The sequence below is a fragment of the Bradyrhizobium sp. Ce-3 genome (genome assembly GCF_022835695.1).
Lineage (GTDB): Bacteria > Pseudomonadota > Alphaproteobacteria > Rhizobiales > Xanthobacteraceae > Bradyrhizobium.
On sequence record NZ_BQUV01000002.1, the window covers coordinates 352,633 to 378,347 of the forward strand.

The window sequence follows — 25,715 nt, forward strand, 5'->3', positions numbered from 1 at the left end:
CGAGCTCCTACGAAATAAGAAAACGGCGCCTTCGGGCGCCGTTTTTGTTGGACGGTTCGCTGGTAACAGGTGGGCGCGGCTACTCTTTCTTCTCGACGATGAAATTGCCGATCGCCCCGCACGCCATCAACACGCTGGTGCCGAGGAACACCGCACGCATGCCGATATGGCCGCCAATGAATCCGCCGGCGAGCGGGCCGATCACCTGGCCGGCATATTGCGCCGAGATCGAATAGCCCAGCATGCTGCCGGTGACGGCGTCGGGCACGTTGTGCCGGATCACGCTGGCGATGCACGGCAGCAGGCCGCCGAGCGCGAGCCCCATCAGGAAGCGCAGCAGGATCAGCTGCCAGCCGCTGACCACGAAGGCCTGCGGGATCAGCAGCAGCGCCGAGGCGGCGAGGCAGACGGTGATGATCCGCCAGTGGCCGACACGATCGGCGAGCTTGCCGAGATGCGACGACGACAAGAGGCTGCCGAACGCCGCCGCCGACATCACGAGGCCGGCGACGAACGTCACCTGCGGCGCCTCGACCAGCTGCGCGACGTAGACCGTGATGATGGGCTCGATCGACATGTTGGCGATCATCAAGAGCAGGCCGGTGCACCACATCGCGATGACCGGGCGTTTGTCCGGAACCAGCGACCAGCCGCCACGCGACTTGCTGCCCTTCGCCGTCTTCGGACGTGCTTCCTCGCGGATCAGGAAAGTGGTGCCGAGGAAGGTGATGAAGATGACGCCGCCGATCAGGAAGAAGGTCGCGCGGATGCCGATCAAGCCGGGCAGGACGCCGCCGATCAACGGGCCGACCAGGCCGCCGGCCATGATGCCGGCCGACAGCACGCCGATCGCCCAGCCGGACCGCGCCTTCGGCGTCTGCGCCGCGACCAGCACCGTCGAGCCGGAGGCGTAGCCGCCGAGCAGACCGGTCAACAGCCTCAAGGCCACCAGCTCATAGACGTTGTGCGCCATGCCGATCAGCGACATCGCGATCGCCATGCCGAGGCTGGCGCGGATCAGCATCAGCTTGCGGCCATAACGATCGGCGAGCCGTCCCCACAGTGGCGCCGTGAGCGCGGCCGTAAAGAACGTTGCGCCATAGGCGATGCCCGACCATTGCACGATGGCAGCATGGTCTGACACGCCGAGCTGCTCGACATAGAGCGGCAGGAACGGCAACAGCAGCGTCATCCCGACGATGGTCGTGAACGAGCCGTACACGCAGACGATCAGATTGCGCTTCCAGGGACCTGCGTCGAGCAGGGCTTCGCGATCGACTTCCATATCCATGTCAGCGCAATCCGATCACGGCGAAGCCGCGCGCCCGCAGGCCGCGGCGGTCCTCGTTGAGCGAACGGAGCAGGCGATCGCGGGTGTCGGTGATGTGATCGGCGGCCTCGCGCGCGGCCGCGTCCGGGTCATTGGCCTTGATGAAGCCGAGGATGCGCCGATGCTCGCGCCAGGCCTGCTCGCGCGAGGGCTCGGTCCACACTTCGAGCCAGCGCGCCCGCGACAGCCGCGTCATGGCGCCGGCGATCGCCTTGACGATGAAGGGGTTGCCCGAGAGCCGCGCGATCTCGACATGGAAATCGGTGCCGACGCGGTGCCATTCCTCGCGCGGCGCGCCGGACTGGCAGGCATCCAGCGTCTCCTCGATCGCGGCGATGTCGGCCGCGCTCGCCCGCGCGCAGGCGAGGCGGACCGCCGTCGTCTCCAGCGGGATCCGGAATTCGGCCAGTGCCTCCAGCTCGCCGAGATCGATCGGCGCGACGATCCAGTTGCGGCCGTCGCGGCGGACCAGCTCCTCGCCCTCGAGCCGCACCAGCGCGGCGCGGATCGGCGTGCGCGATCCCTCGAACCGGCTCTCCAGCCAGCGCTCGGTCAGCCGCTCGCCGGGACCGAGGTCGAGCGACAGGATCATCTCCCGGAGCTGGTCGTGGATTTGAAGCATCTGGGACATGGAGCATCCTTTCGCGGGAGCCGGTGGCGCACGGAAGCGCCGGCAAGTCTCGTATCCCGGTTTGGTATCCCAAACAAGGCCGATCCGGGATACCAGGAATGCTCCGCCGACGGCGCCATTGACGATGGAACGGCGCCCAAGGAGCGGCTTTGTTGAATGGAAATGGAGGGCGCAGCATGCACATCGACGGGCAATGCCATTGCGGGGCCGCGACCTATCAGGCCGAGATCGATCCGGAGCGGGTGTCGATCTGCCATTGCACGGACTGCCAGACACTGACCGGCTCGCCCTATCGCGTCACGGTGATCTGCGCCGCCGAGCAGGTGCAGCTCACTGGAGCGGCGCCGAAGGTCTACGGCAAGCGGGGCGACAACGGCCGGATCCGCTTCCAGCACTTTTGCGGCGATTGCGGTTCACCGTTGTTCACCAGCGGCGAGGACGGCGGTCCCGACGACTGGGGCATCCGTTGGGGCAGCATTCGCCAGCGCGGCGAATTGACCCCGCGACGTCAGGTCTGGTGCCGTTCCGCCGCGCCATGGATCCACGATCTCAAGGGATTGCCGGCGCGGCCCAAGGATTGAAGCGTTTGCGAGCTTGCGCGCCAAGGGCTGGCGAGGCTAAAGAGGCGCGCCGGCAAGGGCGGTTAGCTCAGCGGTAGAGCACTGGTTTTACACACCATTGGTCGGGAGTTCGATCCTCTCACCGCCCACCAGCCTTCGCAGCTCACAGGCTACGGCTTGGCAAGCCAGCCTTCGAGCACAAATTTATCCGCTTGTTCGGTCCGCAGGGCGAAGGCTGTCGCGCCGAAGCTCGAAGAGCGTAGGCGGACCGGCTCCTCCATCTGGACGGCGCGATCAGATCCAGCCCTACGGCTGCAGCATCCTGATGGTCGAGATTGGCCACTTCCCGATGTGCCCTTTGATCGAGATGCGCAACCCATGCGACTCGTCCAGCGACACGCCCTCGACGGTTCCTGCCGTCCCATCGGTGAGAACCGCAGCTCGTCCGACAAGTTCGGCCTCGACTTGCACATGCTCGCGCAAGATGACGGTGGCGCGATGTTTCACGCGCTGCAAAGCGGCCGCTGGCTGCTGGGCCCGATGTAGTGAGGCCATGGCTCGGCTCTCCCTGAGCGCGCGGAAAGGGCGCGATCCCGGCCGTGGGGTAGTCTCATGGGGATGGCCGGGACCGCGCTTGCTCCGCGCTGGTCTGCCAAATGTCATGCGATAGCAGGCGATGCGAAAGGTGCCGAAAGTCACGCAGGCGTCGCGGGCCGGGCTCGGTTCCTTTTGGCGCGATGCAGCTCGGGTTTGATGCCGAGGCTGCTGCGATGCTATTCTCTCCGCCTAACCGGGAACTTGATGCATGCGCAAACTCGCCGCGATTTTTCTTCTCACCATGATTGCCGCACCGGCTTTGGCGCAGGACGATCACGTCCAGCGCTATCGCGAAGAGGTCGAGAAATCGCCGGCCGATCTGGCCAACGAGGCGCGGCAGCAGCGCGCCTATCAGCGTGCGCTCAGCGCGGTGCCGGACCAGAAGCCGACTGACCCGTGGGGCATTGCGCGCAGCGACGGGCAGGGCGCCCCCAAGAATGCCGCCAAGACAGCGCCTGCGCCGAAGCCGGCCAAGCCGACCAACGCGGCGGCAAAATAATCCCCGGGAGCGGACCTGGTCGATGAAGTACTACGTTTGCAGATTGACCGGACCGCGCCCGACCTTTCCGCAAGACATGACGCCGCAGGAAGCCGCCATCATGCAGGCGCACGTCGACTATTGCGGCGAGCTGCTACGTGCCGGCAAGGCGCTGGTGTTCGGACCGGTCGCCGATCCCGCCGGCGTCTGGGGCTTGGGCGTGCTGCAACTGTCCGACGAAGCCGATCCGCAGGAGATCGTCGCCAACGATCCCGTGACCAAGGCCAACGCCGGATTCACCTATCAGGTCACGCCGATGTTGCGCGCTGCGACGCGCGAGACTTGCTAGGATCGGCGTCATCTCTCAGCGAGGTTTTGTTCACATGAACGCAGGTCACCCGCAAAACGCCGATCAGATCGCCTATTGGAACGGGCCGGGCGGCCAGCGCTGGGCCGCACGGCAGGCCGCGCAGGACATCGTGCTGCAACCGGTGCTCGATCTCTTGATCGATCGCGCGGCGCCGAAGGCCGGCGAGCGCGTCGTCGATGTCGGTTGCGGCAGCGGCGCCTCGAGCTTCGCGCTTGTGTCGAAGGTCGCGCCCGATGGCCATGTGCTTGGCGTCGACGTCTCGGAGCCGATGCTGACGCGGGCGCGGCAGAGCACGCCGCAGGGGATGCCGGTCGAGTTCGCGCTCGGCGATGCGACGGTCTATCCGTTCGCGCGCGCGAGCTTCGATCTCTTGGCCTCGCGCTTCGGCGTGATGTTCTTTGCCGATCCCGTGGCGTCGTTCGCCAATCTGCACAAGGCGATGAAGCCGACAGGCCGGCTTGCTTTCGCCTGCTGGCAGGAGCCGCGCGAAAATCCCTTCTTCATGACGCCGCTGCAGGCGGTCTACAAGCACGTGCCGAAGCTGCCGCCGCTCGGCCCTGAGGATCCCGGCCCGTTCGCGTTCGCATCCGAGGCCCGGGTGAAGCGGATCCTGGGCGAAGCCGGTTTCTCCGGCATTGCCCTGGAGCCGTGCAAGGTCGAGCTCGATGTCGCAACCGGGCGCGGCATCGAGGCGGCGATCCAGGGCGCGCTCGAGATCGGGCCGGCCAGCCGCGCGCTGGAAGGGCATCCGGAGGAGGTGCGCTCCGCCGCCACCGCGTCGATACGCGAGGCGCTGGCGCCGTTCGCCAAGGGTGATTCCGTGCTGCTGCCCGGCGCGATCTGGATCGTGACGGCGCGGGCCTGATCAGGCCTTCTCTTCCCAGATCATCGCCAGGTGGACGATGGTCTGCACGGCCTTTTCCATGTCCTGGCGGCTGACCCATTCGAGCCGCGAGTGGAACGCATGCTCGCCGGCGAAGATGTTGGGGCAGGGCAGCCCCATGAAGGACAGCCTTGAACCGTCGGTGCCGCCGCGGATCGAGGTCTTCACCGGCGTCAGCCCGGCGCGCTCGATCGCCTCGGTCGCGTAAGCGACGATCTGGGGGTGGCGATCGATCACTTCTTTCATGTTGCGGTATTGCTGCTTGACCTCCATGCGGTAGGTCGAGCGCGGATATCCTTTCATGACGTCCCGCACGATGGTCTCGAGCAGCACTTCCTTCTGCTTCAGGCCAGCTTCAGTGAAATCGCGCACGATGAAGTCGATGCGCGCATTCTCCAACGCGCCTGAGATCGCCACCGGATGCAGAAAGCCTTCCTTGCCTTCGGTGGTCTCGGGCGAGCAGGTGTCCTTCGGCAAGCGATCGACGATCGCAGCCGCGATCTTGATCGCGTGCTCCATCTTGCCCTTGGCGAAGCCCGGGTGGGTCGCGACGCCTTCGATGATGATGCTGGCGCCGTCGGCGGAGAAGGTCTCGTCCTCGATGTGGCCGGCGGTCTCGCCGTCCATGGTGTAGCCGAAATCGGCCCCGAGCTTCTTGATGTCGACCTTGTCGACGCCGCGGCCGATCTCCTCGTCCGGCGTGAACAGGATCTTGATGGTGCCGTGCTTGACCTGCGGATTGGTGACCAGGAAGTGCGCGGCATCCATGATCTCGGCGAGGCCGGCCTTGTTGTCGGCGCCGAGCAGGGTGGTGCCGTCGGTCGTGATGATGTCGTTGCCGATCTGGTCGGCGAGCGCTTCATGCTCGGAGGCGCGGATCACCTGCGAGGCGTCGGCGGGGAGCGCGATGTCGCCACCGCGGTAGCTCTTCACGACCTGCGGCCTGACGTTCTTGCCGGTGCAGTCGGGGGAGGTGTCCATGTGCGAGCAGAAGCAGATCACCGGCACCGTCTTGTCGGTGTTGGCCGGAATCGTCGCATAGACGTAACCATGCGGATCAAGATGCGCGTCGGATATGCCCATCGCCAGCAACTCGGCGACCAGCAGGCGGCCGAGGTTCTTCTGCTTCTCGGTGGAGGGCGTGGTCGGTGAATCCGGGTCGGACTGGGTGTCGATCACGACATAGCGCAGGAATCGTTCGGTGACGGTGTGCTTGAAGTCGAGAGCCGGTGCCAGCATGAAGACCGCGCAGGGATGGAGAACGGGAATGAGGCGCTCGGGCGAAATTGGTTCGCGCAAGCAAACGCATCAAGAGACAACTCTATAACAGAAAAGCGCCATTCCGGGGCCGCGTCACGAGCCGGAATGGCGCTTTGTCTTAAAGGAGAAGGCCTTAGACGGCTTCCTTCAGCTCCTTGGCGGCGCGGAAGGCGACCTTCTTGCTGGCCTTGATGTGGATCTGCTCGCCGGTCGCCGGATTGCGTCCCATGCGGGCGGCGCGCTTGCGAACCTGGAGGATGCCGAGGCCGACGATCCGGATGCGCTCGCCCTTCTTGAGGTGCTTGGTGATCCGGGTGACCATGTCGGTCAGGATCGCCTCGGCCTGCTTCTTGGACAGCTCCTGCTCTTCGGCGATGGCCGCCGCCAGGTGCTTCAGCGTGATCGTCGCCGGGGTCGCTGCTTTCTTCGCCATGTGTGGCCCTCCTCGTTGCTGAATGGCTGGATTGCTGCTTTCACGCGAATGGCGCGCCGTTCGCGTCGGGAAAATGCGTCCGGAAAAGTCCTGAAACCGCCGGTTCTGGGAACGGGCAGCGCCGGGCCGGCCACAGGAAACCCAGACGTATCTGGCCTTATTCGATTCGGGGCTTTGCTGACACCACCGTTTCCCCTGAAAACAGGCGACAGCACGTGCCCAAAGCGCAGTTTGACGTCGCTGTGCAGGGATCCGCAACGTGCTTGACTATCGGGATGCGGCCCTTTATGCCCTCGGTCCTGCGCGGATCAATCCGACGATCGGCATCCGCGGGAGTAGCTCAGTTGGTTAGAGCGCCGCCCTGTCACGGCGGAGGCCGCGGGTTCGAGTCCCGTCTCTCGCGCCAGTCTTATCAAACACTTAGCGCCGGTTCCTGACTTAAAGCGTATCGCGAGCATCTGCTGCGCGTGCGTTCGGCCGCAGTTTCAGCCACCTCCGCAAGCCTCGTTGCCCGGTCGCCCGCCTTTCATCGAAACGTCGGACGCTGGCACTCCGAAGCCCGTGCTGCGCATTCGTATTGAACTCCGTCCAGGATCGCGGCGACCACTGTCTGTAGACCGGAGGATCACGACATGCCCGACTGGATTCTCGCGCCGATCTGTGTGGTCGTGCTGGTCGGCTTCATCTGGTTCGCGTTTCGACAGGGTTTCAGGGTGAAGCCTAACGAGAACAACCGAGACCACCCAACTTGGCCCGTCGGGCCGGACGGGACGTGGCGCTAACGGCGATGCCGCGGGCCCGGCACGGCGGACCATTCGCTGGTACCGCGCGATGGGAATACCTTGCGGCTCGATCGACAGGCTGAAGATCGCGACGATCTCTGCGGCGATCCTACGCCTTTCGGAGTATGCCAATCGCCACATCAAACCTTCGCTCCGGACGTGTAAGAGATATGGCTACCGGGATTTTGCACATCCTTCCTGGGGCTAGAACCAACGCCGTCCGCATGCATTTTAAGTGGGCGGTGTTGTGCTGATGTGAGCCACCGCCCCGTCGCAGCATCCCGCTCCCGCGCGCGGAGGCGGCCATGAAGCAAATACCAACGAGCGAAGCGATCATAACTGTCGCCTTGCTGGTCATCTTTGCGCTCGTGATTTGGTTTGGCGCCATGCCTTGAAACCGGCCGAGCCGGCAAATCCGGCGCCGGAGTGCGCGGTGACGACAACAGCCTGACGTCCGCTTTTCCTCCGGATCGCGCTCAACGATCAATCGCACATGGTTCGGCGTGGAACGCGATCAGCGGTTCCATCACCTTCCGGAACTCACACGCATTCGACGTGTCTTAAAGTTGCCGGAGAAACCGGAGACACTCTCAGCAGAATTCGAGCGACGCTGGCGTGGGCGAGGGCTGATGAAACGAACATAGCACGGAGGCGTGTCGATGAACTGGAGTTCGTGGCTGAACGAATACTACAACGACGAACTGGAAAGAGCGGATGCCGCATGCCGAAGGGGAGCGTCGGTCTACGACGCACTCAACTGGATCGACGATCCCTATCTGTGGAATGTGCTGCTCTGGAAGGAGTATGATGGCTTCAAGGCGATCAAGGCCGCCATTCCCGATCCGCCGGATGCCGGTACCCAGAAAAACTGGAGCGGTCGTTCCGGGATGGAGCTCGGCGCCGCCGTCATCGAAACCTATCGCCTCCTGCACGACAAGCTCCGCCGTCATCTCGACAAGCCATTCGATGAATGCGCGGTGCTCGACTATGGCTGCGGCTGGGGCAGCGTGCTCCGGTATTTCATGAAGGATGTGCCGCTGCGCAATCTGCACGGCTGTGATCCGCACAAGGGCATCATCCAGGTCGCGCAGCGCTCCAACCCGCACGCCGATATCGTGTTGTCGGACAGCCTGCCGAGACGCCTGCCGTTCAACCAGAAATTCGATGTCGCTTACGCCCTGTCGATCTGGACGCATCTGTCGCCCGCTGCGAGTGACACATGCCTGACCGCGGTGCACGGCTCCCTGGAGAACCGCGGTCTGTTTCTGCTGACCGTTCGCCCGCCGGCCTACGCGTTCTACGAGCCGATTTCCAAACTGCCCGGTTGGGATCAGCAGAAAATCGCCGAGACCGTGGCGCGGGATGGATTCTACTTCTATCCGCAGAGCTATCCGGTCGACGGCGAAATGACCTATGGCGAAACGATCATCAGCAAGCGGTACATCGAGGAGCACTGGACCGACCGGTTCGATCTCGTCGACGTCGGCATGAACGGGATTTCGCCCTATCAGAGCATTATCGTGCTCCGAAAGAGGTGAGGCCGCAGGGGACGTATCGGCGCTGCTTTTGCGGTGATTGCCGACCGGTCAGGCGATGTGGTGCCGCGGCAGGGCGTGAGAACTCAGGCCGCGACGCCGACGACGTTGACGGACTGCGCTGACCGTTGCTGATGCTGCGAAGCTGCCGCCTGTCGTTCGGGCGTCAGCCACCACAGCAGGAACAGCAGCGCGATCCCGTTCGAGAGCAGGCCGGTCGTGAGCGGCACGTTCATGATGGCCTGTACGGCGATGCCTGACGACACCGCGATGAACCGCGGCGACAGGTGCCGTGAGACCATCGCGCCCACCGCCAGCACCAGGCCGCACACCAGCGCCGACACCGGCGCGAGCGCGAGACCGACCGATGCGATGCCTTCGGTCGCAAGGAAGGAGGCGTTGAAATTGCCGTCGCGATAGATCGCTCCGAGCGTCGGGCCGAGTTCGCCATAGGGGCAGGCAGTCATGTGGCGCAGAACGGTGATCTGGCAGAACCGGGTGAGCTCGCGATGCGCGAAGAAGTCGGCGTATTGATCGAGCGCGAGCGACGGGATTGCGACGAAGCGCAGGTTGATGGCGCTGAACAGGAAATAGTCCTGGTCGGCGGCGAGCACGAAGAAGGCTGCAAGCCCGATGGTCATCGGAATGAGAAAGGCGAGCACCGTGGCCAGCCGCGGGTTGAAGCGGCCAAACAGCCAGAACAGGAACGGCAGCCAGACCGGAAGCAGCAGGACGGTCTTGTTGTTGACCACCGGATAGAAACCGAGCGCGAACAGCAGCACGCCGGCCGCCGGCATCCATCGCCGGCGCGACGCGAAATGCGCGAACAGATAGGGCAGAACCGCACCGATCATGTTTCCGGTGAGATAGTTCAACGGCACGGGCCTCACGACGGCGTTGCGGGCTGCGCCATAGGGATTGCCGAAACTGGTCCCGTAGGAGATGTCGACGATCAATACGGCGAACGACGATAGCAGCAGCAGCAGCGCGACGCGTCCGATCGCCGCGTCCGACAGGTCGGGCCGCCAAAGCGCGACATTCTGGAACATCAGCGGGATTACCGCCGCCGCCAGTGCGGCGATCATGGCCCAGCGCGCGATGGCGTGCGGATAGTCGAATGCGCTGAAGAAGCTGAGCCAGACGAAGCCGAACACGGCTGACAGCAGCGCGAAGCCGACCAGATAGCCGAAGCTGAAGCGTCCCGCGACGAACGCCGGGATGAAGACGACCATGGTGACGGTGCCAAGGACGGCCCGTGCCGTCATGTCGGAGCGCCAGACGTGCATCGCCGGAAACGCTTGCCCGCAGGCGATCATCGAGGCGATGCTGAGGACGAAGAACCCGAGGATCGCGACCCCGACAATGAGGTCATCGCGCGTCAATTTCATCGGCCCGTCCGAATCGAAAGCTGGACAGCAGCTAGCCAGCCGGCCTCGGGCGAAGCAAGTTAAGCCGTGTCTCGGTCTGTGTTGTTATGTTTCCACCCGACGATTTGTCACTGCGGCGCCGCACTGAATTCACAGACGGCAACACATTGCCTTGATCACGCAAAGAACGCGGAGACTGCGTTCAGGTCGGACTGTCCCGGCGTGTCGCCGCGCAGGTTGGCGTCGATCACGCGGCGGCAGGCGTCGACCGTGTGGGTGTCGCCCAATTCGTTGGCGGCCTCGAGGATCGACCAGATCGTATCCAGGGGAATCTCGCTTTGCATGGTCGCTTTCGGATCTGACAGCATCGCGGCGCCGGGGGCTAGAATTCGAACAGGTCGCGGCCGCGCCGCGCCAGGGAGTGCAGGTCCGCCACCGTGCCGCGCACCGCGTTGCAGCGGCGGCATTCGATGATGGTGTCGCCGGATGCGTGCGCCGGATCGGCGACCTTGATCGCCAGGCTGCCGCAATCCGTGCAGATGATCTTGAAGCCGGTCGAAATCACTTGCTGCTGCAAATTCATTGTGGCCTGCGCCTTTGTTGACGCCGACCTTAGCGGAACAATTTTTAAAACTGGGATCGCGGAGCAGATCGCAATCGAACGACCGCGTTAGGGCGCGGTTAAGATTTCGCCACCGTCGTCCGGCCCGGCAGATGCAGCGTTGGCCGGTCGAGCCTGGCCGCTGCGGTGCGCACCGCTTCGCGGGCGTTGACGGTGATGACACCGGCGGCGTCGGCCCAGACTGCGAGGTCGGAGGCGCTGTCACCGGCATAAATGAAGCCACCGGGAAAGGTCTTCCGTAACAGCTCGGCCTTGTTGACGCCCTTGAGATTGTGCTCGCCGTCGGAGGCGAGCACCTGGTCGATCCATGGCAGCCGCGATGCCAGCCGGTCCGCGAGCAGCGCGTCGGCCGCGGTCGCCAGCACGACGCGGCGGCCGGCGGCCTTCTCGCGCTCGGCCAATGCGACGACGTCCTGATGCAGTTCGACCCGGCTCCAGTCGATGCGCTGGCGCAGCGCGAGCTGGCGCTTCAGCGCTGCACGGCCGCGGGCCAGCCAGGCGGCACACGACACGACGATCAATGGATTGCGGCGCACGATCGAGAACAAGCTGAGATAGAGCAGATCGCCCTTGATCAGCGTGCCGTCGAGGTCGAGCACCAGCGGCAGCGATGTCGACAGGCCGAGCAAGTCGGGCGCCCCGCCGCTGCGGGACGTGTCCTGCTGCCTTGCAGTGCTTTCGCCGGAGCGGCGAGGCTCAGTCATTCGCTGCGCTCAGCCGGGTTGCGACCTTGCACACGTCGATCTCGCGCGCCCCGGTCTCGGTGGTCCTGCAGTCGCCGTAGCCCAACTTGGCGGCAAAGGCCACACCGTCCTGGTTCGCGCCCGAGACGATCAGGACTTGCGGCGCGCCATGATTGGCGGCGCGGAACCTGGCGAGCGAGGCGACGTCGGGCGCATCCTGCCAATCCGGCGTGGCGCGCATGAAATCGCGCGCCTCGACATATTGCAGCGGGAAATAGCCGAAATAGCGCGTCGACGGCAGTGGCGAGGACAGGCCGACGCCGCGGCCGGCGAGGGCTGCGGTCTGCGCGGCGTGCAGGGTCGGGCGGATGCGCCAGGCGAACAGATGGCTGTCGCGCTGGGCGATCAGGTCGGCATTGGCAAAGCTCGCGCCGGGATGGTCGCGGCCGGCGGCAAGCTCGCTCTCCAGCGTCGGCGCCCAGCTCGCATAGGCGATGGCGCGGACCGCGGTCTGTCCGGCCAGGCCGGACAGTGCGGCGATACAGAGTGCGCGGGCCAGTGCAGGCGCGGGTTGGCGGCTGGCGATCGCGAGCACGATCGCGATCCCGCTATAGGGGGCAAGGCGCTCCGACAGCAGCGCCGAGCCGGTCTTGAAGTTGAGCAGCGACAGCGCCACCACGAGAACCAGAAAGACGGGCCACAGCAGATCGCCCGAACCGAAGCGCCGCAGCGCGACAAGGCCCGCCAGCACGATCGCGCCGAGCACCGGAGCGAGCGCGATCACCTCCCACCAGGTGAAGGTGAACAGATAGGTCGCCGCCACGATGCGGCGGATGATCTGGGCGATGCCGCCCTCGGTGCTGGCGCTCTCGCCGGCGATGTTCTGGTACGCGAGCAGGAAGCTTGCGATCAGCAGCAGGACCGGCAGCGCCGCGGCGGCGGCCCACACGCCATCGCGCAGCAATCGCTGCGCCGCGGCCTTGGTGCCCGCCCGCTCGAAGGTCGTAACGGTGCGCGCGATGCCGTCAGCCGCGAGCAGCAGACAGGCCGCGACGACCGAGGTGATATGGGTGAGATAGAGCGCGGCGAGCAACAGCGCGGTCGCGACGAAGGCCAGCGCATCGCGGCGGCCGTCGAGCCCGCGCCAGAAGCTCGCGAACAGCAGGAACAGCGGAATGCCGAGCGCGAAATTGTAGAAGCCCCAATGGATGAAGACGCCGAACGCGATCGGCAACAGCAATAGCGCCGGCAGCAGCGGCCGCTCGGTCTCGGCGCGGCTCACCGCGAAGGCGGCAACGATCCAGAGCAGGCCATAGAGGCTGAGGAACAGGCTGTTGGCGACCAGCGCGTCGCCGGTCAGCCGGATCAAGGCGGCGAGCAAAAGATAGATCGCCGAGTTCGGCTCGATCCGCGGATTCCACTGGTAGAACGATGCGGCCGGCTCTTGCAGTGCGCCACCCCAGCCGAACCGCGCGATCAGGTCGGCCTGAGCCAGATGCACCGGCCCGTCCTGGGTCGGCACCAGCTTCACCAGCCAGATCGGACCATCCAGCAGCACCAGCAGTGCCGCGAACAGCAGCGCCATGGCGACGGCACCGATGTTGGCCTTCGGCGTCTCGAACGGAGTTGCGATCGACATGGTCAGCGGATCCCGCCGAGACGGATCAGGTCGGAGCTCGTGAGGCTGTTCAGCCAGGGCAGGTCGACGAAGGTCAGGACGCCGAACAGCGCCATGGTGACGGCGGCCGCGATCAGCATCGCCGGCTGCCGCATCAATTCCTCCGGCCGTGCCGCGGCGGAATCCGGCGTCAGCGCCAGCCGCATATAGGACGCGAACAGCGCGATCAGCATCGGCACCACAACGAGATATTCGATGCGGTACTTCAAGAGGAAGATCGCCATCATGAAGGCGAAGCCCTGGGCGTAGACCAGGCAGCTCGTGACCAGGCTCGAATGGGTATAGACCGCAAAGGAAGGCCGGTAGGCGGCGAGATTGGCGGTGCCGCCGGCCTCGACGATCGCGCGATGCTCGGAGACCCGCTTGGCGGCCATCAGGAAGGCGCCGCCGAACCAGTAGGCGAGCAGGATCGACACCGGCGGCGCGATGCTCGGCACCACCGCGAACCAGCCGAACAGGAAGCGCAAGGGATTGTTGAGGGACTCGACGATGACGTCGATGAAGGCGCGGTCCTTGGCGCGGATCGGACGCACATTGTAGATCACGCCGAACACCGCGAATACGGTTGCGGTGGCGGCGAAGGCGTAACCGAGCTGGTTGGCGGCCCAGATGCCGACGGCGGTTAGAGCGACGTATTGCGCCAGCACGATGGTCGGCGACATCACAGTCTGCACCGCGGGGCGGGCGCGCTTGGTCGGGTGCATGGCATCGAACGGTGCGTCGAGCCATTCGTTGATGGTGTAGTTGGCCGACGACAGCGCCATCGCGACGAACAGACAGATGATGAGGCGCTCGGCGAGCGTCGCAAGCTCGATCGGCCCGGTCTGCGACATGATCAGCGCAAACGCGACGCCGGGGATGATCAGCACATGCTTGATCCAGTGGTCGGGCCGCGCGATCGCAATGTAGTCGGTGATGCCGGCGGCCGGCGGGGCGTGGTTGGTGACGGACATCGCAATCCTCCAAACTCTGCCTGTCCCGCATCGGGGCGCGAGCGGGGAGAGACGGTTTGCCAGGGGCAGCGATCGTGCCGCGTCGCGTTGAATGGCCGTCGGTCGCAATGTCAGGCGTGCAATGCGGTTAACGCCGGTAGCGGAGGAGGGAGTTGCTGGGGGTTCTGCCCCATCAGCGGGTGTCCGGCCCGGTCATGCCCGACGCCGCCGTTCGATCGCGGCAATCGGCCTTTTCGTTGTCATGCGCCGGAATGGGACAGCTGTTTCAGTTCGGCCGCGCGCAACAAAAAAGCCGCCCGAAGGCGGCCGTCTTGTCTGCGGAAGGCTGAGAAATCCTAGCGAACCGTCGAGGTGCCCGACGAGGTGATCGCCACCGGCTTGCCGGCCTTGATGACCTGGGTGGTCTGGGCAGTCTGGGTGAAATCCGCGTTGTTCCGGGCCGAAATGCCAAAAGCCGCAATCCCGATCGCTGCAACAAGGGCAACCACCACGATCTTGAGGTGGGTCGCGCGATCAGCTGAATGGATCGAGTGGTTCATGGTCGCCTCCGGGCGTCTATGCGCCGTCCATGGCAGCTACTGGTAAGCCGCATCTGTTTCCGGATCGTTTCGTGAGTTCCGTGAAATGGTTTCGTGCCACGGGCGGATTGGTTTCACCGTGCCTTGCGTCACACAGGCGGCGAGCTAAAACTGGCCCCAGGCGCGAACCGCGCTCGGGAGAAAAACAATAATGAAAACAAAGATTATGACCCGCCGCCGGGTGCTGGGAACCGGGTCCGCGGCACTCGCCGCCACGGTGTTTGGTAAGCGCGCCATTGCCGCCCCTGAGTTCGATTTCAAGCTCGGGGTCAACACTCCGGAAACCCATCCGCTAACAATCCGCCTCGCCGAGGCCGCCAAGGCGGTCGGCGCGCAGTCGTCCGGCCGACTCAACATCACGGTGTTCGCCAACAGCCAGCTCGGCGGCGATCCGGAGATGCTGTCGCAGGTCCGGGCCGGCGGGATCGAACTGCTGGCCGCGCCCAGCATGACGCTGTCGACGTTGGTGCCGCTGTCGGGCCTGCCCAGCATCGGCTTTGCATTCCAATCCTACGACCAGGTCTGGGCGGCGATGGACGGCGGTGTCGGCGACATCGTGCGCGATGCCATTGCCAGGACAGGCGTCGTGCCGCTGAACAAGGTCTGGGACAACGGCTTCCGCCAGATCACCTCGTCGTCGAGCCGGCAGCTCAACAGCGTCGACGATCTCAAAGGCTTCAAGATCCGCGTGCCGGTGACGGCATTGCTGACCTCGCTGTTCTCGGGGCTCGGCGCCTTGCCGTCGAGCATCTCCTACAGCGAGCTCTATTCGGCGCTGCAGACCCACATCGTCGAGGGGCAGGAGAACCCGCTGGCGCAGGTCTCGACCGGCAAGCTCTACGAGGTGCAGAAATACTGTGCGCTGTCGAACCATTGCTGGAGCGGCTACTGGATCCTCGGCAACCGCCGCGCGATGGCGGGCCTGCCGCCAGATCTCGTCGCGCTCATCAATGCCGCGTTCGACGCGGCCGCAGTGAAGGAGCGCGCCGACCTCGTCGAGATGGATCGCTCGTTGCAGGCCGAGCTGACCGGGAAAGGCATGACCTTCAACAAGCCGGATCCCGTGCAGTTCAGGGCGGCATTGGTGAAGGCCGGATTCTACACGCAGTGGCGGAAGACGTATGGCGCCGATGCCTGGGCGGCGCTGGAGAAATACACCGGCAAGCTGACCTGAGCGCTGCCTGACATCACGCGCGTGATTACCTCTCGCGTAATCGCGCGCGCGAACTCCCTTTGCGATGGTCGGTGCATCGGCGGCGATGTTGCCGATCGATCGGCTCAGGGAGATCCATCATGGCCAGCCAACCGCTTTATGTATCCGCCCGCGACGGCACAAAACTGTTCGTGCAGGATTGGGGCTCGGGCAAGCCGGTGCTCATGCTTGCCGCCTGGACGTTCAATTCGAGCGTCTGGGGCGGCCAGATCGTGGCGTTAAATGCAAGAGGCTATCGCTGCGTCGCGCCGGATCGGCGCGGCCATGGCCGCTCCGACATGCCGATGACCGGATACGATCTCGATACGCTGACCGATGACGTCGCGGCCGTGATCGAGCAGCACGATCTGCGCGACGTCACGATCGTGGCACATTCAATGGGATCGATCGAGGCGGTGAACTATCTGGCGCGGCACGGCTCGGCTCGTATCGCGCGGATGGTCCTGGTGGCGCCGACCACGCCGTTCATCGTGCAGACCGAGGACAATCCTGACGCGGTGCCGAGAGCGATGGTCGAGGCGCAGAATAGCGCGATCGCGCAGGACTTTTCGAAATGGATGGGCGAGAACGAGGCGCCGTTCTTCATGCCGGACACATCAGAGGTCACGCGCGCCTGGATCAGGGAGATGATGCTGAGCGTGCCGCTGCCGGTGGCGCTCGCCTGCCGCCAGACCATCTCGTTTGCCGATCTGCGCGCCGAGGCGAAGAGTATCGATCGCCCGACGCTGATCGTGCATGGCGACAGGGATGCCAGCGCGCCATTGGAGCTCACCGGCGCGAAGACCGCAAAGCTGATCAGAGGCAGCAAGCTCGTCGTCTACGAAGGCGCGCCGCACGCGTTGCCGCTGACGCACAGCGCGCGCCTGCTGGCCGACCTGCTGGCCTTCATCGACGCCTAGCTTGCCCGCGCGATGTCGGTCCGGATCCAGCGCGCCGCCCAGACGAACAGCAAGGCGCCGAGCGTCGTCGTCACCGCTGCCGACAACAGCGAGTAACGAACCGCGTCGACGCCATAGCTGGCCTTCAGCGCGTCGTTGATCAGGCCGACGGCGAGCGGGCCGACGCCCTGGCCGAAACAGGTCGCGGTGAGCAGCACGATCGCGGATGCCAGCGCGCGCATGCTGGGCTTTGCGACCGTCTGGGCGATCGCGAAGATCGGGCCGAGATGGAAGCCGACCATGAACGAGGTCAGCGCCAGGGTTGCGACCATCAGCGTGAAGCTTGGCGTCAGCATGCACAGCGCGAACACCGGGCCGGCGAGGCCGGACATGATCGCCGGTGCCCACAGCTTCCAGCGGTCGTCGCGGCGGCCGATCCGCGCCACCACGAGGCCGCCGATCAGCGTGCCCGCCATGCCGGCGAGACCCTTGAAGGTGCCGGCATAGCTGCCGATCTCGGCGCTGCTGAGATGATGGATGCGCGCCAGGAACGGCGGGATCCACACCGCGGTGGCGTAGTTGGTGTAGGTCGTCAGACAAAAGCCGATCAGCACGATGACGAAGCTCGGCTGCGACAACAGGAAACCCAATGTCGGTCCGATCGGTTCGGCCTTGAAGGTCTCGGCCATCGCGCCGCGCTTCGGCTCGGAGATCGTCAGCCACAGGATGGCGGCGAGCGCGATGCCGGGCAGGCCGGCGGTAAAGAACGCCATCCGCCAGCCATAGTGCTGGTTGATGGTGCCGCCGATGAAATAGCCGAGGAAGACGCCGAGATAGGTGCCGATGGCGTAGATGCCGAGCGCGCGCGGCCGTTCGTTCTTGTCGAAGAGGTCGGCGATCATCGATTGCGAGGCCGGGGTGCCGGCGGATTCCCCGATGCCGACGCCGACCCGTGCCAGCGCCAGCGTCGTGACGCTGGAGGCGAGGCCGCACAGATAGGTCATCGCGCTCCAGAACGCGAAGGCTGCCGCGACGATGTTGCGGCGGTTGAGACGATCAGCCATCCGCGCAATGGGAATGCCGAGCAGTGAGTAGAACAACACGAAGCCGAACCCGGCGAGCAGGCCCATCGTGGTGTCGCTGAGCGCGAACTCCTTCTTGATCGGCTCGATCAGGACGTTGAAGATCGTGCGGTCGAGGAAGTTGAGGGCGTAGATGATCGTCAGCAGCGCAAGGACGTAGTAGCGGCGCGCCGCGGGCGCGGCCGCGGTCTGCGTTGACGCGGCCGCCTGCGGTGCGATATCGACCATGACTTCCTCCCCGCTTGTTTTTCTTGTTTGCTTGACCGCGGGCCTCAGGCCTCGCGGATGTAATTCCCCGCTTCGAACTCGACCGGCCTGGCATCGGCGTCGAACGACACCCCGATCGGGTCACGGCCGGCGGCGAGCGCCTCGAGCTGGTCGGAGAGCATCCGGCGGATCATCAGGATGCCGCGGTCGCTCTGGCCGAAATGCTCTTCCGAATGGACGGTCACCGGCCCCTGGCCGACCTGCGCCTCGTAGTCGCCGGGGAATTGCTGGTGCTCCCGCTCGGTCATGTCCCACCAGAACTTGCCGTTGAACTTCGAGCGCATGCGGCCGATGTCGCCTGCGTTCTTCACCCGGCCGGCGACATAGATGCGGAACGAGCTGTCGTCGATCGGCAAGGTCCAGCCGATCGATTCGACGCGGGCGAATTGCGCGACCCGCGGATTGGGCACGACGCGGAGCGTGGGGAGGGCGGCCTCGGTGACGCGATAGAACACACGGCCGTCGTCCTGCATGCGGATCGAGCGCACCGCGACACCGCGCGGCGACATCTCGAACTTCACCTCGGGCATCGAAGCCATCATGTTGGTGAATTGCGGCCCTGAGAACGAGCCGTGCAGCACCGGCACGTGATAGGGGTCGGCGACGTTCTCGAAATGCTGCAGCCAGTTGCAGGGGATCACGGCCGGCCCGCCGCCGCCGATCGAGGAATCGTCGGCCTCGACGAACTCGCCGTCGTCCATCGTCTCCAGGCACTCGTAGCGCGGTAGCACCGGCTTCTTATCGGCCGGGCCCATATAGGCGAAGATCAGGCCGTAGCGCTCCTGCACCGGATACCAGGGCTGGCGTACCTTGTCCTTGAACAGGCCGCCTTCCGGCTCGCAGGGCTGTTCGAGGCAGTGGCCTTCGGCGTCGAACTTCCAGCCGTGATAGCAGCAGCGGATGCCGTCTTCCTCGACCTTGCCGTAATAGAGCGTGGTGCCGCGATGGCAGCAGCGCGCGTGCAGCAGGCCCACCCGGCCATGACGGTCGCGGAAGAGGATGAGGTCTTCGCCAAGCGCGCGGACTTTTCTGGGGATATCGGTGGCGTCGCCGACGAGCCCGACCGGATGCCAGTAGCGGCGCAGCAGCTCGCCCATCGGTGTGCCGCGGACCACCGAGGTGAGCTCGGTCCGCGTGGTCGAGGGCTTCATCGCATAGGCCGTGCCGAGGTCGCGGTCCCGCTGGGTGATCGTCATCTACGTCTCCTCCCGCCGCCGGTCTGACGCCGCGGTTGCTTCATCGTTGATGAAGTCAACGATATATCGATGACAATGTCAACGATCTCGTCTAGCTTGGCAGCGACCGGCTTTGTTGGCAGAGGTTGGCGATGACCGAGAAGCTCAGGACTGAGAAGGCCTTGCCGCCGGAGGCGATCACTGACGCCGAGCTCGCGCCGGTGACCGCGATGATGTCGTCGCGGCTGATGGTGCTGGCCAATCTGCTCAGGCGCGGCGCGATGCTGCGTTACAAGCGGCTGACCGGACTGTCCTCGGTCGAGTTCGGCCTGGTCGTCTCGCTCGGCCGGCGGCCGCCGATGAGCGTGGTGCGGCTTGCCGAAGCCGTCGGCATGGACAAGGGCCAGATCAGCCGGGCGCTCGCCGAGCTGGTGGCGCGCAAGCTGGTGGCCAAGGCCGCCAACCCGCGTGACAACCGGGAGACGTTGATCTCCCTCACCAAAGCGGGCCTCGCCGCCCACGACGCCATCGTGGCCGGCGCGCAGGAGCGCAACCGCCGCCTGCTGGAACAGCTTGATCCACAGGAACTTGCAGTGCTGCTCGGACACATCGACCGGTTGACCGCAACGGCCGCCGAGATGCTGGCTGCCGAGCGGGAGCTGGGCTGATATGGGGAGAGCGCAGGGCACCGGATGGCCGCCGCGGCGTTGCCCGAAGAGGCAAGCGCACCCGCCCGACGCGGCCAAGAGCCCGCGGGAAGGACGGTAAAAGCGTCAAAATAGCTTGTCTTGCGCCCCCTGTTGCGCTGCGCTAAAGCCTCAAGAACAATTCCAATCAACGAATCTGCGGCACGTCCGAAACCGCAGCAAGAAGGCCTCGCCGATGACCGGCATCCTGCAGAATTACCTCCCACTTGTGGTCTTTATCGGAGTTGCGAGCCTGATCGGTCTCGCGCTCCTGATCGCGCCGTTCCTGGTCGCGTTCCAATCACCCGACCCGGAAAAGCTGTCCGCCTATGAATGCGGATTCAACGCTTTTGACGACGCCCGCATGAAGTTCGACGTCCGGTTCTATCTGGTGGCGATCCTCTTCATCATCTTCGATCTCGAAGTGGCGTTCCTGTTCCCCTGGGCGGTGGCGTTCGGAAAGCTCGGTGCCACCGGCTTCTGGTCGATGATGGTGTTCCTGGCCGTGCTGACGGTCGGGTTCGCGTATGAATGGAAGAAAGGCGCGCTCGAATGGGATTGAGCCCCACCGCCGCATCCTCGCAGCCGGCGATTGCGCAGGCTCCGAGGGGTATTCTCGATCCGTCGACCGGCAAGCCGGTCGGCGCGAGTGATCCGTTTTTCCTCGAGGTCAACCACGAGCTGTCCGACAAGGGCTTCTTCGTCGCGGCCGCCGACGACCTCATCACCTGGGCGCGCACCGGCTCGCTGATGTGGATGACCTTCGGTCTCGCCTGTTGCGCGGTCGAGATGATGCAGGTCTCGATGCCGCGCTACGACGTCGAGCGCTTCGGCTTTGCACCACGTGCCTCGCCGCGGCAGTCCGACGTGATGATCGTCGCGGGCACGCTGACCAACAAGATGGCGCCCGCGCTGCGCAAGGTCTACGACCAGATGCCGGAGCCGCGCTACGTCATCTCGATGGGCTCCTGCGCCAATGGTGGCGGGTACTACCACTACTCCTACTCGGTGGTGCGTGGCTGCGACCGCATCGTGCCGATCGACATCTACGTGCCGGGCTGCCCGCCCACGGCGGAGGCACTGCTTTACGGCGTGCTGCTGCTGCAGAAGAAGATCCGCCGCATCGGCACCATCGAACGCTAAGGTTTCAGGCATGGACGACGGCAAGCTCGACGCCCTTGGGCAGACGATCGTGAGCGCGCTTCCGGGCGCCGCCACGGCGCACTCGGTCGCGTTCAATCAACTCACTATCGACGTCGAGATTGGCAGAATCGTGGACGTCGTCACTTTTCTGCGTGACGATGCCGGGTGCCGCTTCGTCAACTTCACCGACGTGACCGCGGTCGACCATCCCTCCCGCGAGAAGCGCTTCGACGTCGTCTATCACCTGCTGTCGCCGACGCTGAACACGCGCATTCGTTTGCGCGGGCAGGCCGACGAGACCACGCAGGTGCCGTCGATCATCGGCGTCTTCCCGGGCGCCGACTGGTTCGAGCGCGAGACCTACGATCTCTACGGCGTGATCTTCACCGGCCACCCGGACATGCGCCGCCTGCTGACGGATTACGGCTTCGACGGCCATCCGCTGCGCAAGGACTTTCCGCTCACCGGCTTCGTCGAGGTTCGCTACGACGACCAGGAGAAGCGGGTGCTGTACGAGCCGGTCCGGCTCAACCAGGAATTCCGCAAGTTCGATTTCCTTTCGCCCTGGGAAGGCGCGGACTATCCGCTGCCCGGTGACGAGAAGGCCAAGGCGGAGCCGAAGCCATGAACGAGCAACCGCAAAATCTTCGTAACTTCACCATCAATTTCGGTCCGCAGCATCCGGCGGCGCATGGCGTGCTGCGCCTCGTGCTGGAGCTCGACGGCGAAGTCGTCGAGCGCGTCGATCCGCATATCGGCCTGCTTCACCGCGGCACCGAGAAGCTGATCGAGCACAAGACCTATCTGCAGGCGATTCCGTATTTCGACCGGCTCGATTACGTCGCGCCGATGAACCAGGAGCATGCGTTCTGCCTCGCGGCGGAGAAGCTGCTCGGCATCACCGTGCCGCGCCGCGGCCAGCTGATCCGGGTGCTGTATTGCGAGATCGGCCGCATCCTGTCGCATCTGCTCAACGTCACCACGCAGGCGATGGACGTCGGCGCGCTGACCCCGCCGCTGTGGGGTTTTGAAGAGCGCGAAAAGCTGATGGTGTTCTACGAGCGCGCCTCGGGCTCGCGCATGCACGCGGCGTTCTTCCGCGTCGGCGGCGTGCACCAGGACCTGCCGCCGAAGCTGATCGACGACATCGATGCGTGGTGCGATCCGTTCCTCAAGGTGGTCGACGACCTCGATCGGCTCTTGACCGGCAACCGCATCTTCAAGCAGCGCAACGTCGATATCGGCGTGGTGCCGCTGAAGGAAGCCTGGGAGTGGGGCTTCTCCGGCGTGATGGTGCGTGGCTCGGGCGCGGCCTGGGACCTGCGCAAGTCGCAGCCCTATGAATGCTACGCCGAGATGGATTTCGACATTCCGATCGGCAAGAACGGCGACTGCTACGACCGCTATCTGATCCGCATGGAAGAGATGCGCCAGTCGGTGCGCATCATGAAGCAGTGCGTGCAGAAGCTGAAGGCGGCCGACGGGCAGGGCCCGGTCGTGGTCGAGGACAACAAGATCGCGCCGCCGCGCCGTGGCGAGATGAAGCGCTCGATGGAAGCGCTGATCCACCACTTCAAGCTCTACACCGAAGGCGTGCACGTGCCGGCCGGCGAAGTCTACGCCGCGGTCGAGGCGCCGAAGGGCGAGTTCGGCGTCTATCTCGTCGCCGACGGCACCAACAAGCCCTACAAGTGCAAGATCCGCGCGCCGGGCTTCGCCCACCTGCAGGCGATGGATCACATCTGCAAGGGCCATTTGCTGGCCGACGTTTCCGCCATCCTTGGCTCGCTGGACATCGTGTTCGGCGAGGTCGACCGGTGACGATGTCCGCATCCGAACCGCGCGCAATGAGAGTTTGATCGATGTCCGTCCGCCGCCTTGCCCCGAAGGAATTGCAGCCCGCGAGCTTCACGTTCACGGACGAGAATCTGGCGTGGGCCAAGAAGCAGATCGAGAAATATCCGCCGGGCCGCCAGGCTTCGGCGGCGATCGCGATCCTGTGGCGCGTGCAGGAGCAGCATGACGGCTGGGTCTCGGAAGCGGCGATCCGCGCCGTCGCCGACCTGCTCGAGATGCCGCATATCCGCATGCTCGAGATCGCGACCTTCTACACCATGTTCCAGCTCTCGCCGGTCGGCAAGAAGGCGCATGTGCAGGTCTGCGGCACCACGCCGTGCCGGCTGCGCGGCGCCGCCGACCTGATCGAGGTCTGCCAGCATCGCATCCATCACGATCCCTTCCAGCTGTCGAAGGACGGCAACTTCTCCTGGGAAGAGGTCGAGTGCCTGGGGGCCTGCGTGAATGCGCCGATGGTCCTGATCTGGAAGGACACCTACGAGGACCTGACCAAGGAAAGCTTCGGCAAGGTGCTCGACGGCTTTGCCGCCGGCAATCCGCCGAAGCCGGGCCCGCAGATCGACCGTCAGTTCTCGGCGCCCGTGGGCGGCCCGACGACGCTGAAGGAAACCACCTGATGGGCGGCGTTCAGGTGCAGGCAAACGGAACGGGAAGGGGCGCAGCGATGAAGGCCTGGCGCACGATCGCGCTGCACACCGCCGTCGCGGCCGGCTTCATGTTCCTGCTGCAGCGTTACGGCCTGAGCGCGACACTGGAATCCAGCCTGTTGTGGGCCATCGTGTTCGGCGGCTGCGCTGCCGGGCTCGCTTACTCCCAAGCCAATCGGTGATGTTCGGAAAGTTTTGAGCATGCTCAGCGACAAGGACCGCATCTTCAAGAACCTCTACGGCCTCCATGATTGGGGCCTCGAGGGCGCGCGCCGCCGAGGCGCCTGGGATGGCACCAAGGGGATCATCGACAAGGGCCGCGACTGGATCATCAACGAGATGAAGGCGTCCGGCCTGCGCGGCCGTGGCGGCGCCGGATTCCCGACCGGCATGAAGTGGTCGTTCATGCCGAAGGAATCCAAGGACGGCCGTCCGAGCTACCTCGTCGTCAACGCCGACGAGTCCGAGCCCGGCACCTGCAAGGACCGCGAGATCATGCGGCATGATCCGCATCTGCTGATCGAAGGCTGCCTGCTCGCGAGCTTCGCGATGGGCGCACATGCCTGCTACGTCTATATCCGCGGCGAATTCATCCGCGAGCGCGAGCACCTGCAGGCGGCGATCGACCAGGCCTATGACGCCAAGCTGGTCGGCAAGGACAACATCAACGGCTGGCCGTTCGACATCTATGTCGCGCACGGTGCCGGCGCCTACATCTGCGGCGAGGAGACCGCGCTGCTCGAGAGCCTCGAGGGCAAGAAGGGCCAGCCGCGGCTGAAGCCGCCGTTCCCGGCCAATGTCGGCCTCTATGGCTGCCCGACCACCGTCAACAATGTCGAGTCGATCGCGGTCGCACCCGACATCCTGCGCCGCGGCGCCGCCTGGTTCGCCGGCATCGGCCGGCCGAACAATGTCGGCACCAAGCTGTTCTGCATCTCCGGCCATGTCGAACGGCCCTGCAACGTCGAAGAGGCGATGGGCATTCCGTTCCGCGAGCTGATCGAGAAGCATTGCGGCGGCATCCGCGGCGGCTGGGACAATCTGAAGGCCGTGATCCCCGGCGGCTCGTCGGTGCGCATGGTGCCGGCCGAGCAGATCATCGACACGCCGATGGATTTCGACAGCCTGAGCAAGCTGCGCTCGGGCCTCGGCACCGCGGCGGTGATCGTGATGGACAAGTCGACCGACCTGATCCGGGCGATCGCGCGCATCTCCTATTTCTACAAGCACGAGAGCTGCGGCCAGTGCACGCCGTGCCGTGAAGGCACGGGCTGGATGTGGCGCGTCCTGACCCGCATGGCCGACGGCCGCGCCCACAAGCGCGAGATCGACATGCTGCTCGAAGTCACCAAGCAGGTCGAGGGTCACACCATCTGCGCGCTCGGCGACGCCGCCGCGTGGCCGATCCAGGGCCTGATCGCGCATTTCCGTCACGAGATTGAAGAGCGGATCGACCAGTATTCGCACAAGGCCGATCTCGACGATCAGGGCGTTCGCGATCCCGTCCACATGGTCGCTGCGGAGTAATGCCGGCAATGACGCAACAGGCCGCATGGTGGCAGAGATACGGAACGCTTGCGCAGATGGCGCACGCGACCGTGGCGCTGCTCGGCTTTGGTGCGGTCCTGCTGCAGATCAACGAGATCCGTTGGTCGAACCGCGCCTCGGCGGCGCGCACGGCGTATCTCGGCTACACCGATCTCGCCTTCAAGAACCCGAGATTCGCGCAGCCCGATTACGAGGCCATCAAGGCCGGCAGCCGCGAAGAGCGGTCGCAGTATGAGAGCTTCGTCTCGTATTTCCTCTACGCCTGCGAGGAGACTTTTGCCGCGTTCGCGGACAAGGGGGAGTGGCAGGCCTCGTGTGACTACGAGCTGAAACCGCATTTGGCGTTCCTCTGCGAGAAGAACCAGGCGCAGCCCGCGTATCTCGCGACCTATGGCGCCGAGACCCAGCAATGGGTGAAGACCTCACTGAAAACCGCCGGCGTCGCACCGCCCGACTGCAAGCTGGGAAAGACTTGAGAC

General features: G+C 65.0%; 31 protein-coding genes and 2 tRNA genes. 19 read left to right on the top strand and 14 right to left on the bottom strand.

All coding sequences use genetic code 11. The features are described from left to right. Window positions 1–79: 79 nt before the first annotated feature. Window positions 80–1,291 carry an MFS transporter gene (locus BRSPCE3_RS08010; protein WP_244065258.1) on the bottom strand — a complete coding sequence of 404 codons (1,212 nt, stop codon included), beginning with the start codon at window positions 1,289–1,291 and terminating at the stop codon, window positions 80–82. Window position 1,292: 1 nt separating this feature from the next. Beyond that, window positions 1,293–1,961 carry a GntR family transcriptional regulator gene (locus BRSPCE3_RS08015; RefSeq protein ID WP_244065259.1) on the bottom strand — a complete coding sequence of 223 codons (669 nt, stop codon included), beginning with the start codon at window positions 1,959–1,961 and terminating at the stop codon, window positions 1,293–1,295. Between the two features lie 176 nt (window positions 1,962–2,137). Here BRSPCE3_RS08015 and BRSPCE3_RS08020 point away from each other — a divergent pair, with 176 nt between their 5' ends. Together BRSPCE3_RS08020 and BRSPCE3_RS08025 are read left to right on the top strand one after the other, a co-directional pair. After that, entirely contained in the window at window positions 2,138–2,542 is a 405-nt protein-coding gene (locus BRSPCE3_RS08020; RefSeq protein WP_244065260.1) for a GFA family protein, read from the top strand. A gap of 56 nt (window positions 2,543–2,598) precedes the next feature. Next, window positions 2,599–2,673: transfer RNA gene (locus tag BRSPCE3_RS08025), tRNA-Val, on the top strand. A 154-nt stretch (window positions 2,674–2,827) separates the two neighbouring features. Here the strand turns inward: BRSPCE3_RS08025 and BRSPCE3_RS08030 are convergent. Further along, a complete protein-coding gene (locus tag BRSPCE3_RS08030; protein ID WP_244065261.1) occupies window positions 2,828–3,076 on the bottom strand; it encodes a PRC-barrel domain containing protein in 249 nt (82 codons plus the stop codon). A gap of 250 nt (window positions 3,077–3,326) precedes the next feature. Between BRSPCE3_RS08030 and BRSPCE3_RS08035 the strand changes: the two genes are divergently transcribed. Genes BRSPCE3_RS08035 through BRSPCE3_RS08045 form a run of 3 tightly spaced genes read left to right on the top strand, consistent with a single transcriptional unit; the run spans window position 3,327 to window position 4,831 of the window. Then, a complete protein-coding gene (locus tag BRSPCE3_RS08035; protein WP_244065262.1) occupies window positions 3,327–3,617 on the top strand; it encodes a hypothetical protein in 291 nt (96 codons plus the stop codon). Window positions 3,618–3,639: 22 nt separating this feature from the next. Next, complete coding sequence (locus BRSPCE3_RS08040; protein ID WP_244065263.1) at window positions 3,640–3,945, top strand: YciI family protein; 306 nt, start codon at window positions 3,640–3,642, stop codon at window positions 3,943–3,945. 34 nt (window positions 3,946–3,979) lie between these two features. Next, window positions 3,980–4,831 carry a class I SAM-dependent methyltransferase gene (locus tag BRSPCE3_RS08045; RefSeq protein WP_244065264.1) on the top strand — a complete coding sequence of 284 codons (852 nt, stop codon included), beginning with the start codon at window positions 3,980–3,982 and terminating at the stop codon, window positions 4,829–4,831. Here the strand turns inward: BRSPCE3_RS08045 and pepT are convergent, their stop codons facing one another. After that, window positions 4,832–6,088 carry a peptidase T gene (gene pepT, locus BRSPCE3_RS08050; RefSeq protein WP_244065265.1) on the bottom strand — a complete coding sequence of 419 codons (1,257 nt, stop codon included), beginning with the start codon at window positions 6,086–6,088 and terminating at the stop codon, window positions 4,832–4,834. It abuts the gene before it with no gap. A 154-nt stretch (window positions 6,089–6,242) separates the two neighbouring features. After that, window positions 6,243–6,566 (bottom strand): HU family DNA-binding protein, encoded by a 324-nt coding sequence (locus BRSPCE3_RS08055; protein ID WP_224924859.1) that lies wholly within the window; start codon window positions 6,564–6,566, stop codon window positions 6,243–6,245. 305 nt (window positions 6,567–6,871) lie between these two features. Between BRSPCE3_RS08055 and BRSPCE3_RS08060 the strand changes: the two genes are divergently transcribed. From BRSPCE3_RS08060 to BRSPCE3_RS08070, 3 genes are all read left to right on the top strand, one after another. Continuing rightward, window positions 6,872–6,948 (top strand) — tRNA-Asp (locus BRSPCE3_RS08060). A gap of 226 nt (window positions 6,949–7,174) precedes the next feature. Next, window positions 7,175–7,324, top strand: a complete 150-nt coding sequence (locus BRSPCE3_RS08065; protein ID WP_244065266.1) for a hypothetical protein — start codon at window positions 7,175–7,177, stop codon at window positions 7,322–7,324. A gap of 659 nt (window positions 7,325–7,983) precedes the next feature. Further along, on the top strand, window positions 7,984–8,862 hold the full coding sequence (locus BRSPCE3_RS08070) for a class I SAM-dependent methyltransferase (protein ID WP_244065267.1): 879 nt from the start codon (window positions 7,984–7,986) through the stop codon (window positions 8,860–8,862). An 83-nt stretch (window positions 8,863–8,945) separates the two neighbouring features. Here BRSPCE3_RS08070 and BRSPCE3_RS08075 read toward each other — a convergent pair whose 3' ends face one another. The 7 genes from BRSPCE3_RS08075 to BRSPCE3_RS08105 form a co-directional block, all read right to left on the bottom strand. Continuing rightward, window positions 8,946–10,247, bottom strand: coding sequence for a hypothetical protein (locus tag BRSPCE3_RS08075; RefSeq protein WP_244065268.1), 1,302 nt, complete (start codon window positions 10,245–10,247; stop codon window positions 8,946–8,948). A 155-nt stretch (window positions 10,248–10,402) separates the two neighbouring features. Continuing rightward, window positions 10,403–10,570 carry a hypothetical protein gene (locus BRSPCE3_RS08080; RefSeq protein WP_244065269.1) on the bottom strand — a complete coding sequence of 56 codons (168 nt, stop codon included), beginning with the start codon at window positions 10,568–10,570 and terminating at the stop codon, window positions 10,403–10,405. Between the two features lie 38 nt (window positions 10,571–10,608). After that, window positions 10,609–10,809, bottom strand: coding sequence for a hypothetical protein (locus BRSPCE3_RS08085; protein WP_244065270.1), 201 nt, complete (start codon window positions 10,807–10,809; stop codon window positions 10,609–10,611). Between the two features lie 98 nt (window positions 10,810–10,907). Further along, window positions 10,908–11,552, bottom strand: a complete 645-nt coding sequence (locus tag BRSPCE3_RS08090; protein ID WP_244065271.1) for a haloacid dehalogenase-like hydrolase — start codon at window positions 11,550–11,552, stop codon at window positions 10,908–10,910. Further along, the gene (locus BRSPCE3_RS08095; protein ID WP_244065272.1) at window positions 11,545–13,170 is read right to left on the bottom strand and encodes a hypothetical protein; all 1,626 of its coding nucleotides are present in this window, start codon (window positions 13,168–13,170) and stop codon (window positions 11,545–11,547) included. The genes BRSPCE3_RS08090 and BRSPCE3_RS08095 overlap by 8 nt, the downstream gene beginning before the upstream one ends. A gap of 2 nt (window positions 13,171–13,172) precedes the next feature. Further along, entirely contained in the window at window positions 13,173–14,162 is a 990-nt protein-coding gene (locus BRSPCE3_RS08100; protein WP_244065273.1) for a UbiA family prenyltransferase, read from the bottom strand. A 335-nt stretch (window positions 14,163–14,497) separates the two neighbouring features. Next, window positions 14,498–14,701 carry a hypothetical protein gene (locus BRSPCE3_RS08105; protein WP_212013533.1) on the bottom strand — a complete coding sequence of 68 codons (204 nt, stop codon included), beginning with the start codon at window positions 14,699–14,701 and terminating at the stop codon, window positions 14,498–14,500. 205 nt (window positions 14,702–14,906) lie between these two features. Here BRSPCE3_RS08105 and BRSPCE3_RS08110 point away from each other — a divergent pair, with 205 nt between their 5' ends. Continuing rightward, window positions 14,907–15,914 (top strand): TRAP transporter substrate-binding protein, encoded by a 1,008-nt coding sequence (locus tag BRSPCE3_RS08110; protein WP_375709891.1) that lies wholly within the window; start codon window positions 14,907–14,909, stop codon window positions 15,912–15,914. Window positions 15,915–16,033: 119 nt separating this feature from the next. Next, on the top strand, window positions 16,034–16,852 hold the full coding sequence (locus BRSPCE3_RS08115) for an alpha/beta fold hydrolase (RefSeq protein ID WP_244065274.1): 819 nt from the start codon (window positions 16,034–16,036) through the stop codon (window positions 16,850–16,852). Here BRSPCE3_RS08115 and BRSPCE3_RS08120 read toward each other — a convergent pair. Next, window positions 16,849–18,141, bottom strand: coding sequence for an MFS transporter (locus tag BRSPCE3_RS08120; RefSeq protein ID WP_244065275.1), 1,293 nt, complete (start codon window positions 18,139–18,141; stop codon window positions 16,849–16,851). The genes BRSPCE3_RS08115 and BRSPCE3_RS08120 overlap by 4 nt on opposite strands. Window positions 18,142–18,185: 44 nt before the next feature. After that, on the bottom strand, window positions 18,186–19,376 hold the full coding sequence (locus BRSPCE3_RS08125; RefSeq protein WP_244065276.1) for an aromatic ring-hydroxylating dioxygenase subunit alpha: 1,191 nt from the start codon (window positions 19,374–19,376) through the stop codon (window positions 18,186–18,188). A gap of 131 nt (window positions 19,377–19,507) precedes the next feature. On the opposite strand from BRSPCE3_RS08125, the gene BRSPCE3_RS08130 reads away from it, so the two are divergent. From BRSPCE3_RS08130 to BRSPCE3_RS08170, 9 genes are all read left to right on the top strand, one after another. Beyond that, window positions 19,508–20,023: a MarR family winged helix-turn-helix transcriptional regulator gene (locus BRSPCE3_RS08130; RefSeq protein ID WP_244065277.1), complete on the top strand. Its 516-nt coding sequence runs from the start codon at window positions 19,508–19,510 to the stop codon at window positions 20,021–20,023. 214 nt (window positions 20,024–20,237) lie between these two features. Continuing rightward, on the top strand, window positions 20,238–20,603 hold the full coding sequence (locus BRSPCE3_RS08135; RefSeq protein ID WP_018271860.1) for an NADH-quinone oxidoreductase subunit A: 366 nt from the start codon (window positions 20,238–20,240) through the stop codon (window positions 20,601–20,603). Further along, window positions 20,594–21,184 (top strand): NADH-quinone oxidoreductase subunit B family protein, encoded by a 591-nt coding sequence (locus BRSPCE3_RS08140; protein WP_375709872.1) that lies wholly within the window; start codon window positions 20,594–20,596, stop codon window positions 21,182–21,184. Before BRSPCE3_RS08135 ends, BRSPCE3_RS08140 begins: the two co-directional genes overlap by 10 nt. Window positions 21,185–21,194: 10 nt before the next feature. Beyond that, window positions 21,195–21,812, top strand: coding sequence for an NADH-quinone oxidoreductase subunit C (locus BRSPCE3_RS08145; RefSeq protein WP_244065278.1), 618 nt, complete (start codon window positions 21,195–21,197; stop codon window positions 21,810–21,812). Beyond that, the gene (locus BRSPCE3_RS08150; RefSeq protein ID WP_244065279.1) at window positions 21,809–23,005 is read left to right on the top strand and encodes an NADH-quinone oxidoreductase subunit D; all 1,197 of its coding nucleotides are present in this window, start codon (window positions 21,809–21,811) and stop codon (window positions 23,003–23,005) included. Before BRSPCE3_RS08145 ends, BRSPCE3_RS08150 begins: the two co-directional genes overlap by 4 nt. 41 nt (window positions 23,006–23,046) lie before the next feature. Beyond that, window positions 23,047–23,658 (top strand): NADH-quinone oxidoreductase subunit NuoE, encoded by a 612-nt coding sequence (nuoE, locus tag BRSPCE3_RS08155; protein WP_244065280.1) that lies wholly within the window; start codon window positions 23,047–23,049, stop codon window positions 23,656–23,658. Continuing rightward, entirely contained in the window at window positions 23,658–23,870 is a 213-nt protein-coding gene (locus BRSPCE3_RS08160; RefSeq protein WP_244065281.1) for a hypothetical protein, read from the top strand. Before nuoE ends, BRSPCE3_RS08160 begins: the two co-directional genes overlap by 1 nt. Before the next feature lie 19 nt (window positions 23,871–23,889). Beyond that, window positions 23,890–25,215 (top strand): NADH-quinone oxidoreductase subunit NuoF, encoded by a 1,326-nt coding sequence (nuoF, locus tag BRSPCE3_RS08165; RefSeq protein ID WP_244065282.1) that lies wholly within the window; start codon window positions 23,890–23,892, stop codon window positions 25,213–25,215. An 8-nt stretch (window positions 25,216–25,223) separates the two neighbouring features. Beyond that, window positions 25,224–25,712 carry a hypothetical protein gene (locus BRSPCE3_RS08170; RefSeq protein WP_244065283.1) on the top strand — a complete coding sequence of 163 codons (489 nt, stop codon included), beginning with the start codon at window positions 25,224–25,226 and terminating at the stop codon, window positions 25,710–25,712. Window positions 25,713–25,715 lie beyond the last annotated feature (3 nt).

Bases quoted from the DNA above. Each gene is read 5' to 3' on its own strand.
- BRSPCE3_RS08010 (WP_244065258.1), bottom strand. From the start codon at position 1,291: ATGGATATGGAAGTCGATCGCGAAGCCCTGCTCGACGCAGGTCCCTGG.
- BRSPCE3_RS08015 (WP_244065259.1), bottom strand. From the start codon at position 1,961: ATGTCCCAGATGCTTCAAATCCACGACCAGCTCCGGGAGATGATCCTG.
- BRSPCE3_RS08020 (WP_244065260.1), top strand. From the start codon at position 2,138: ATGCACATCGACGGGCAATGCCATTGCGGGGCCGCGACCTATCAGGCC.
- BRSPCE3_RS08030 (WP_244065261.1), bottom strand. From the start codon at position 3,076: ATGGCCTCACTACATCGGGCCCAGCAGCCAGCGGCCGCTTTGCAGCGC.
- BRSPCE3_RS08035 (WP_244065262.1), top strand. From the start codon at position 3,327: ATGCGCAAACTCGCCGCGATTTTTCTTCTCACCATGATTGCCGCACCG.
- BRSPCE3_RS08040 (WP_244065263.1), top strand. From the start codon at position 3,640: ATGAAGTACTACGTTTGCAGATTGACCGGACCGCGCCCGACCTTTCCG.
- BRSPCE3_RS08045 (WP_244065264.1), top strand. From the start codon at position 3,980: ATGAACGCAGGTCACCCGCAAAACGCCGATCAGATCGCCTATTGGAAC.
- pepT (WP_244065265.1), bottom strand. From the start codon at position 6,088: ATGCTGGCACCGGCTCTCGACTTCAAGCACACCGTCACCGAACGATTC.
- BRSPCE3_RS08065 (WP_244065266.1), top strand. From the start codon at position 7,175: ATGCCCGACTGGATTCTCGCGCCGATCTGTGTGGTCGTGCTGGTCGGC.
- BRSPCE3_RS08070 (WP_244065267.1), top strand. From the start codon at position 7,984: ATGAACTGGAGTTCGTGGCTGAACGAATACTACAACGACGAACTGGAA.
- BRSPCE3_RS08075 (WP_244065268.1), bottom strand. From the start codon at position 10,247: ATGAAATTGACGCGCGATGACCTCATTGTCGGGGTCGCGATCCTCGGG.
- BRSPCE3_RS08080 (WP_244065269.1), bottom strand. From the start codon at position 10,570: ATGCAAAGCGAGATTCCCCTGGATACGATCTGGTCGATCCTCGAGGCC.
- BRSPCE3_RS08085 (WP_244065270.1), bottom strand. From the start codon at position 10,809: ATGAATTTGCAGCAGCAAGTGATTTCGACCGGCTTCAAGATCATCTGC.
- BRSPCE3_RS08090 (WP_244065271.1), bottom strand. From the start codon at position 11,552: ATGACTGAGCCTCGCCGCTCCGGCGAAAGCACTGCAAGGCAGCAGGAC.
- BRSPCE3_RS08095 (WP_244065272.1), bottom strand. From the start codon at position 13,170: ATGTCGATCGCAACTCCGTTCGAGACGCCGAAGGCCAACATCGGTGCC.
- BRSPCE3_RS08100 (WP_244065273.1), bottom strand. From the start codon at position 14,162: ATGTCCGTCACCAACCACGCCCCGCCGGCCGCCGGCATCACCGACTAC.
- BRSPCE3_RS08105 (WP_212013533.1), bottom strand. From the start codon at position 14,701: ATGAACCACTCGATCCATTCAGCTGATCGCGCGACCCACCTCAAGATC.
- BRSPCE3_RS08110 (WP_375709891.1), top strand. From the start codon at position 14,907: ATGACCCGCCGCCGGGTGCTGGGAACCGGGTCCGCGGCACTCGCCGCC.
- BRSPCE3_RS08115 (WP_244065274.1), top strand. From the start codon at position 16,034: ATGGCCAGCCAACCGCTTTATGTATCCGCCCGCGACGGCACAAAACTG.
- BRSPCE3_RS08120 (WP_244065275.1), bottom strand. From the start codon at position 18,141: ATGGTCGATATCGCACCGCAGGCGGCCGCGTCAACGCAGACCGCGGCC.
- BRSPCE3_RS08125 (WP_244065276.1), bottom strand. From the start codon at position 19,376: ATGACGATCACCCAGCGGGACCGCGACCTCGGCACGGCCTATGCGATG.
- BRSPCE3_RS08130 (WP_244065277.1), top strand. From the start codon at position 19,508: ATGACCGAGAAGCTCAGGACTGAGAAGGCCTTGCCGCCGGAGGCGATC.
- BRSPCE3_RS08135 (WP_018271860.1), top strand. From the start codon at position 20,238: ATGACCGGCATCCTGCAGAATTACCTCCCACTTGTGGTCTTTATCGGA.
- BRSPCE3_RS08140 (WP_375709872.1), top strand. From the start codon at position 20,594: ATGGGATTGAGCCCCACCGCCGCATCCTCGCAGCCGGCGATTGCGCAG.
- BRSPCE3_RS08145 (WP_244065278.1), top strand. From the start codon at position 21,195: ATGGACGACGGCAAGCTCGACGCCCTTGGGCAGACGATCGTGAGCGCG.
- BRSPCE3_RS08150 (WP_244065279.1), top strand. From the start codon at position 21,809: ATGAACGAGCAACCGCAAAATCTTCGTAACTTCACCATCAATTTCGGT.
- nuoE (WP_244065280.1), top strand. From the start codon at position 23,047: ATGTCCGTCCGCCGCCTTGCCCCGAAGGAATTGCAGCCCGCGAGCTTC.
- BRSPCE3_RS08160 (WP_244065281.1), top strand. From the start codon at position 23,658: ATGGGCGGCGTTCAGGTGCAGGCAAACGGAACGGGAAGGGGCGCAGCG.
- nuoF (WP_244065282.1), top strand. From the start codon at position 23,890: ATGCTCAGCGACAAGGACCGCATCTTCAAGAACCTCTACGGCCTCCAT.
- BRSPCE3_RS08170 (WP_244065283.1), top strand. From the start codon at position 25,224: ATGACGCAACAGGCCGCATGGTGGCAGAGATACGGAACGCTTGCGCAG.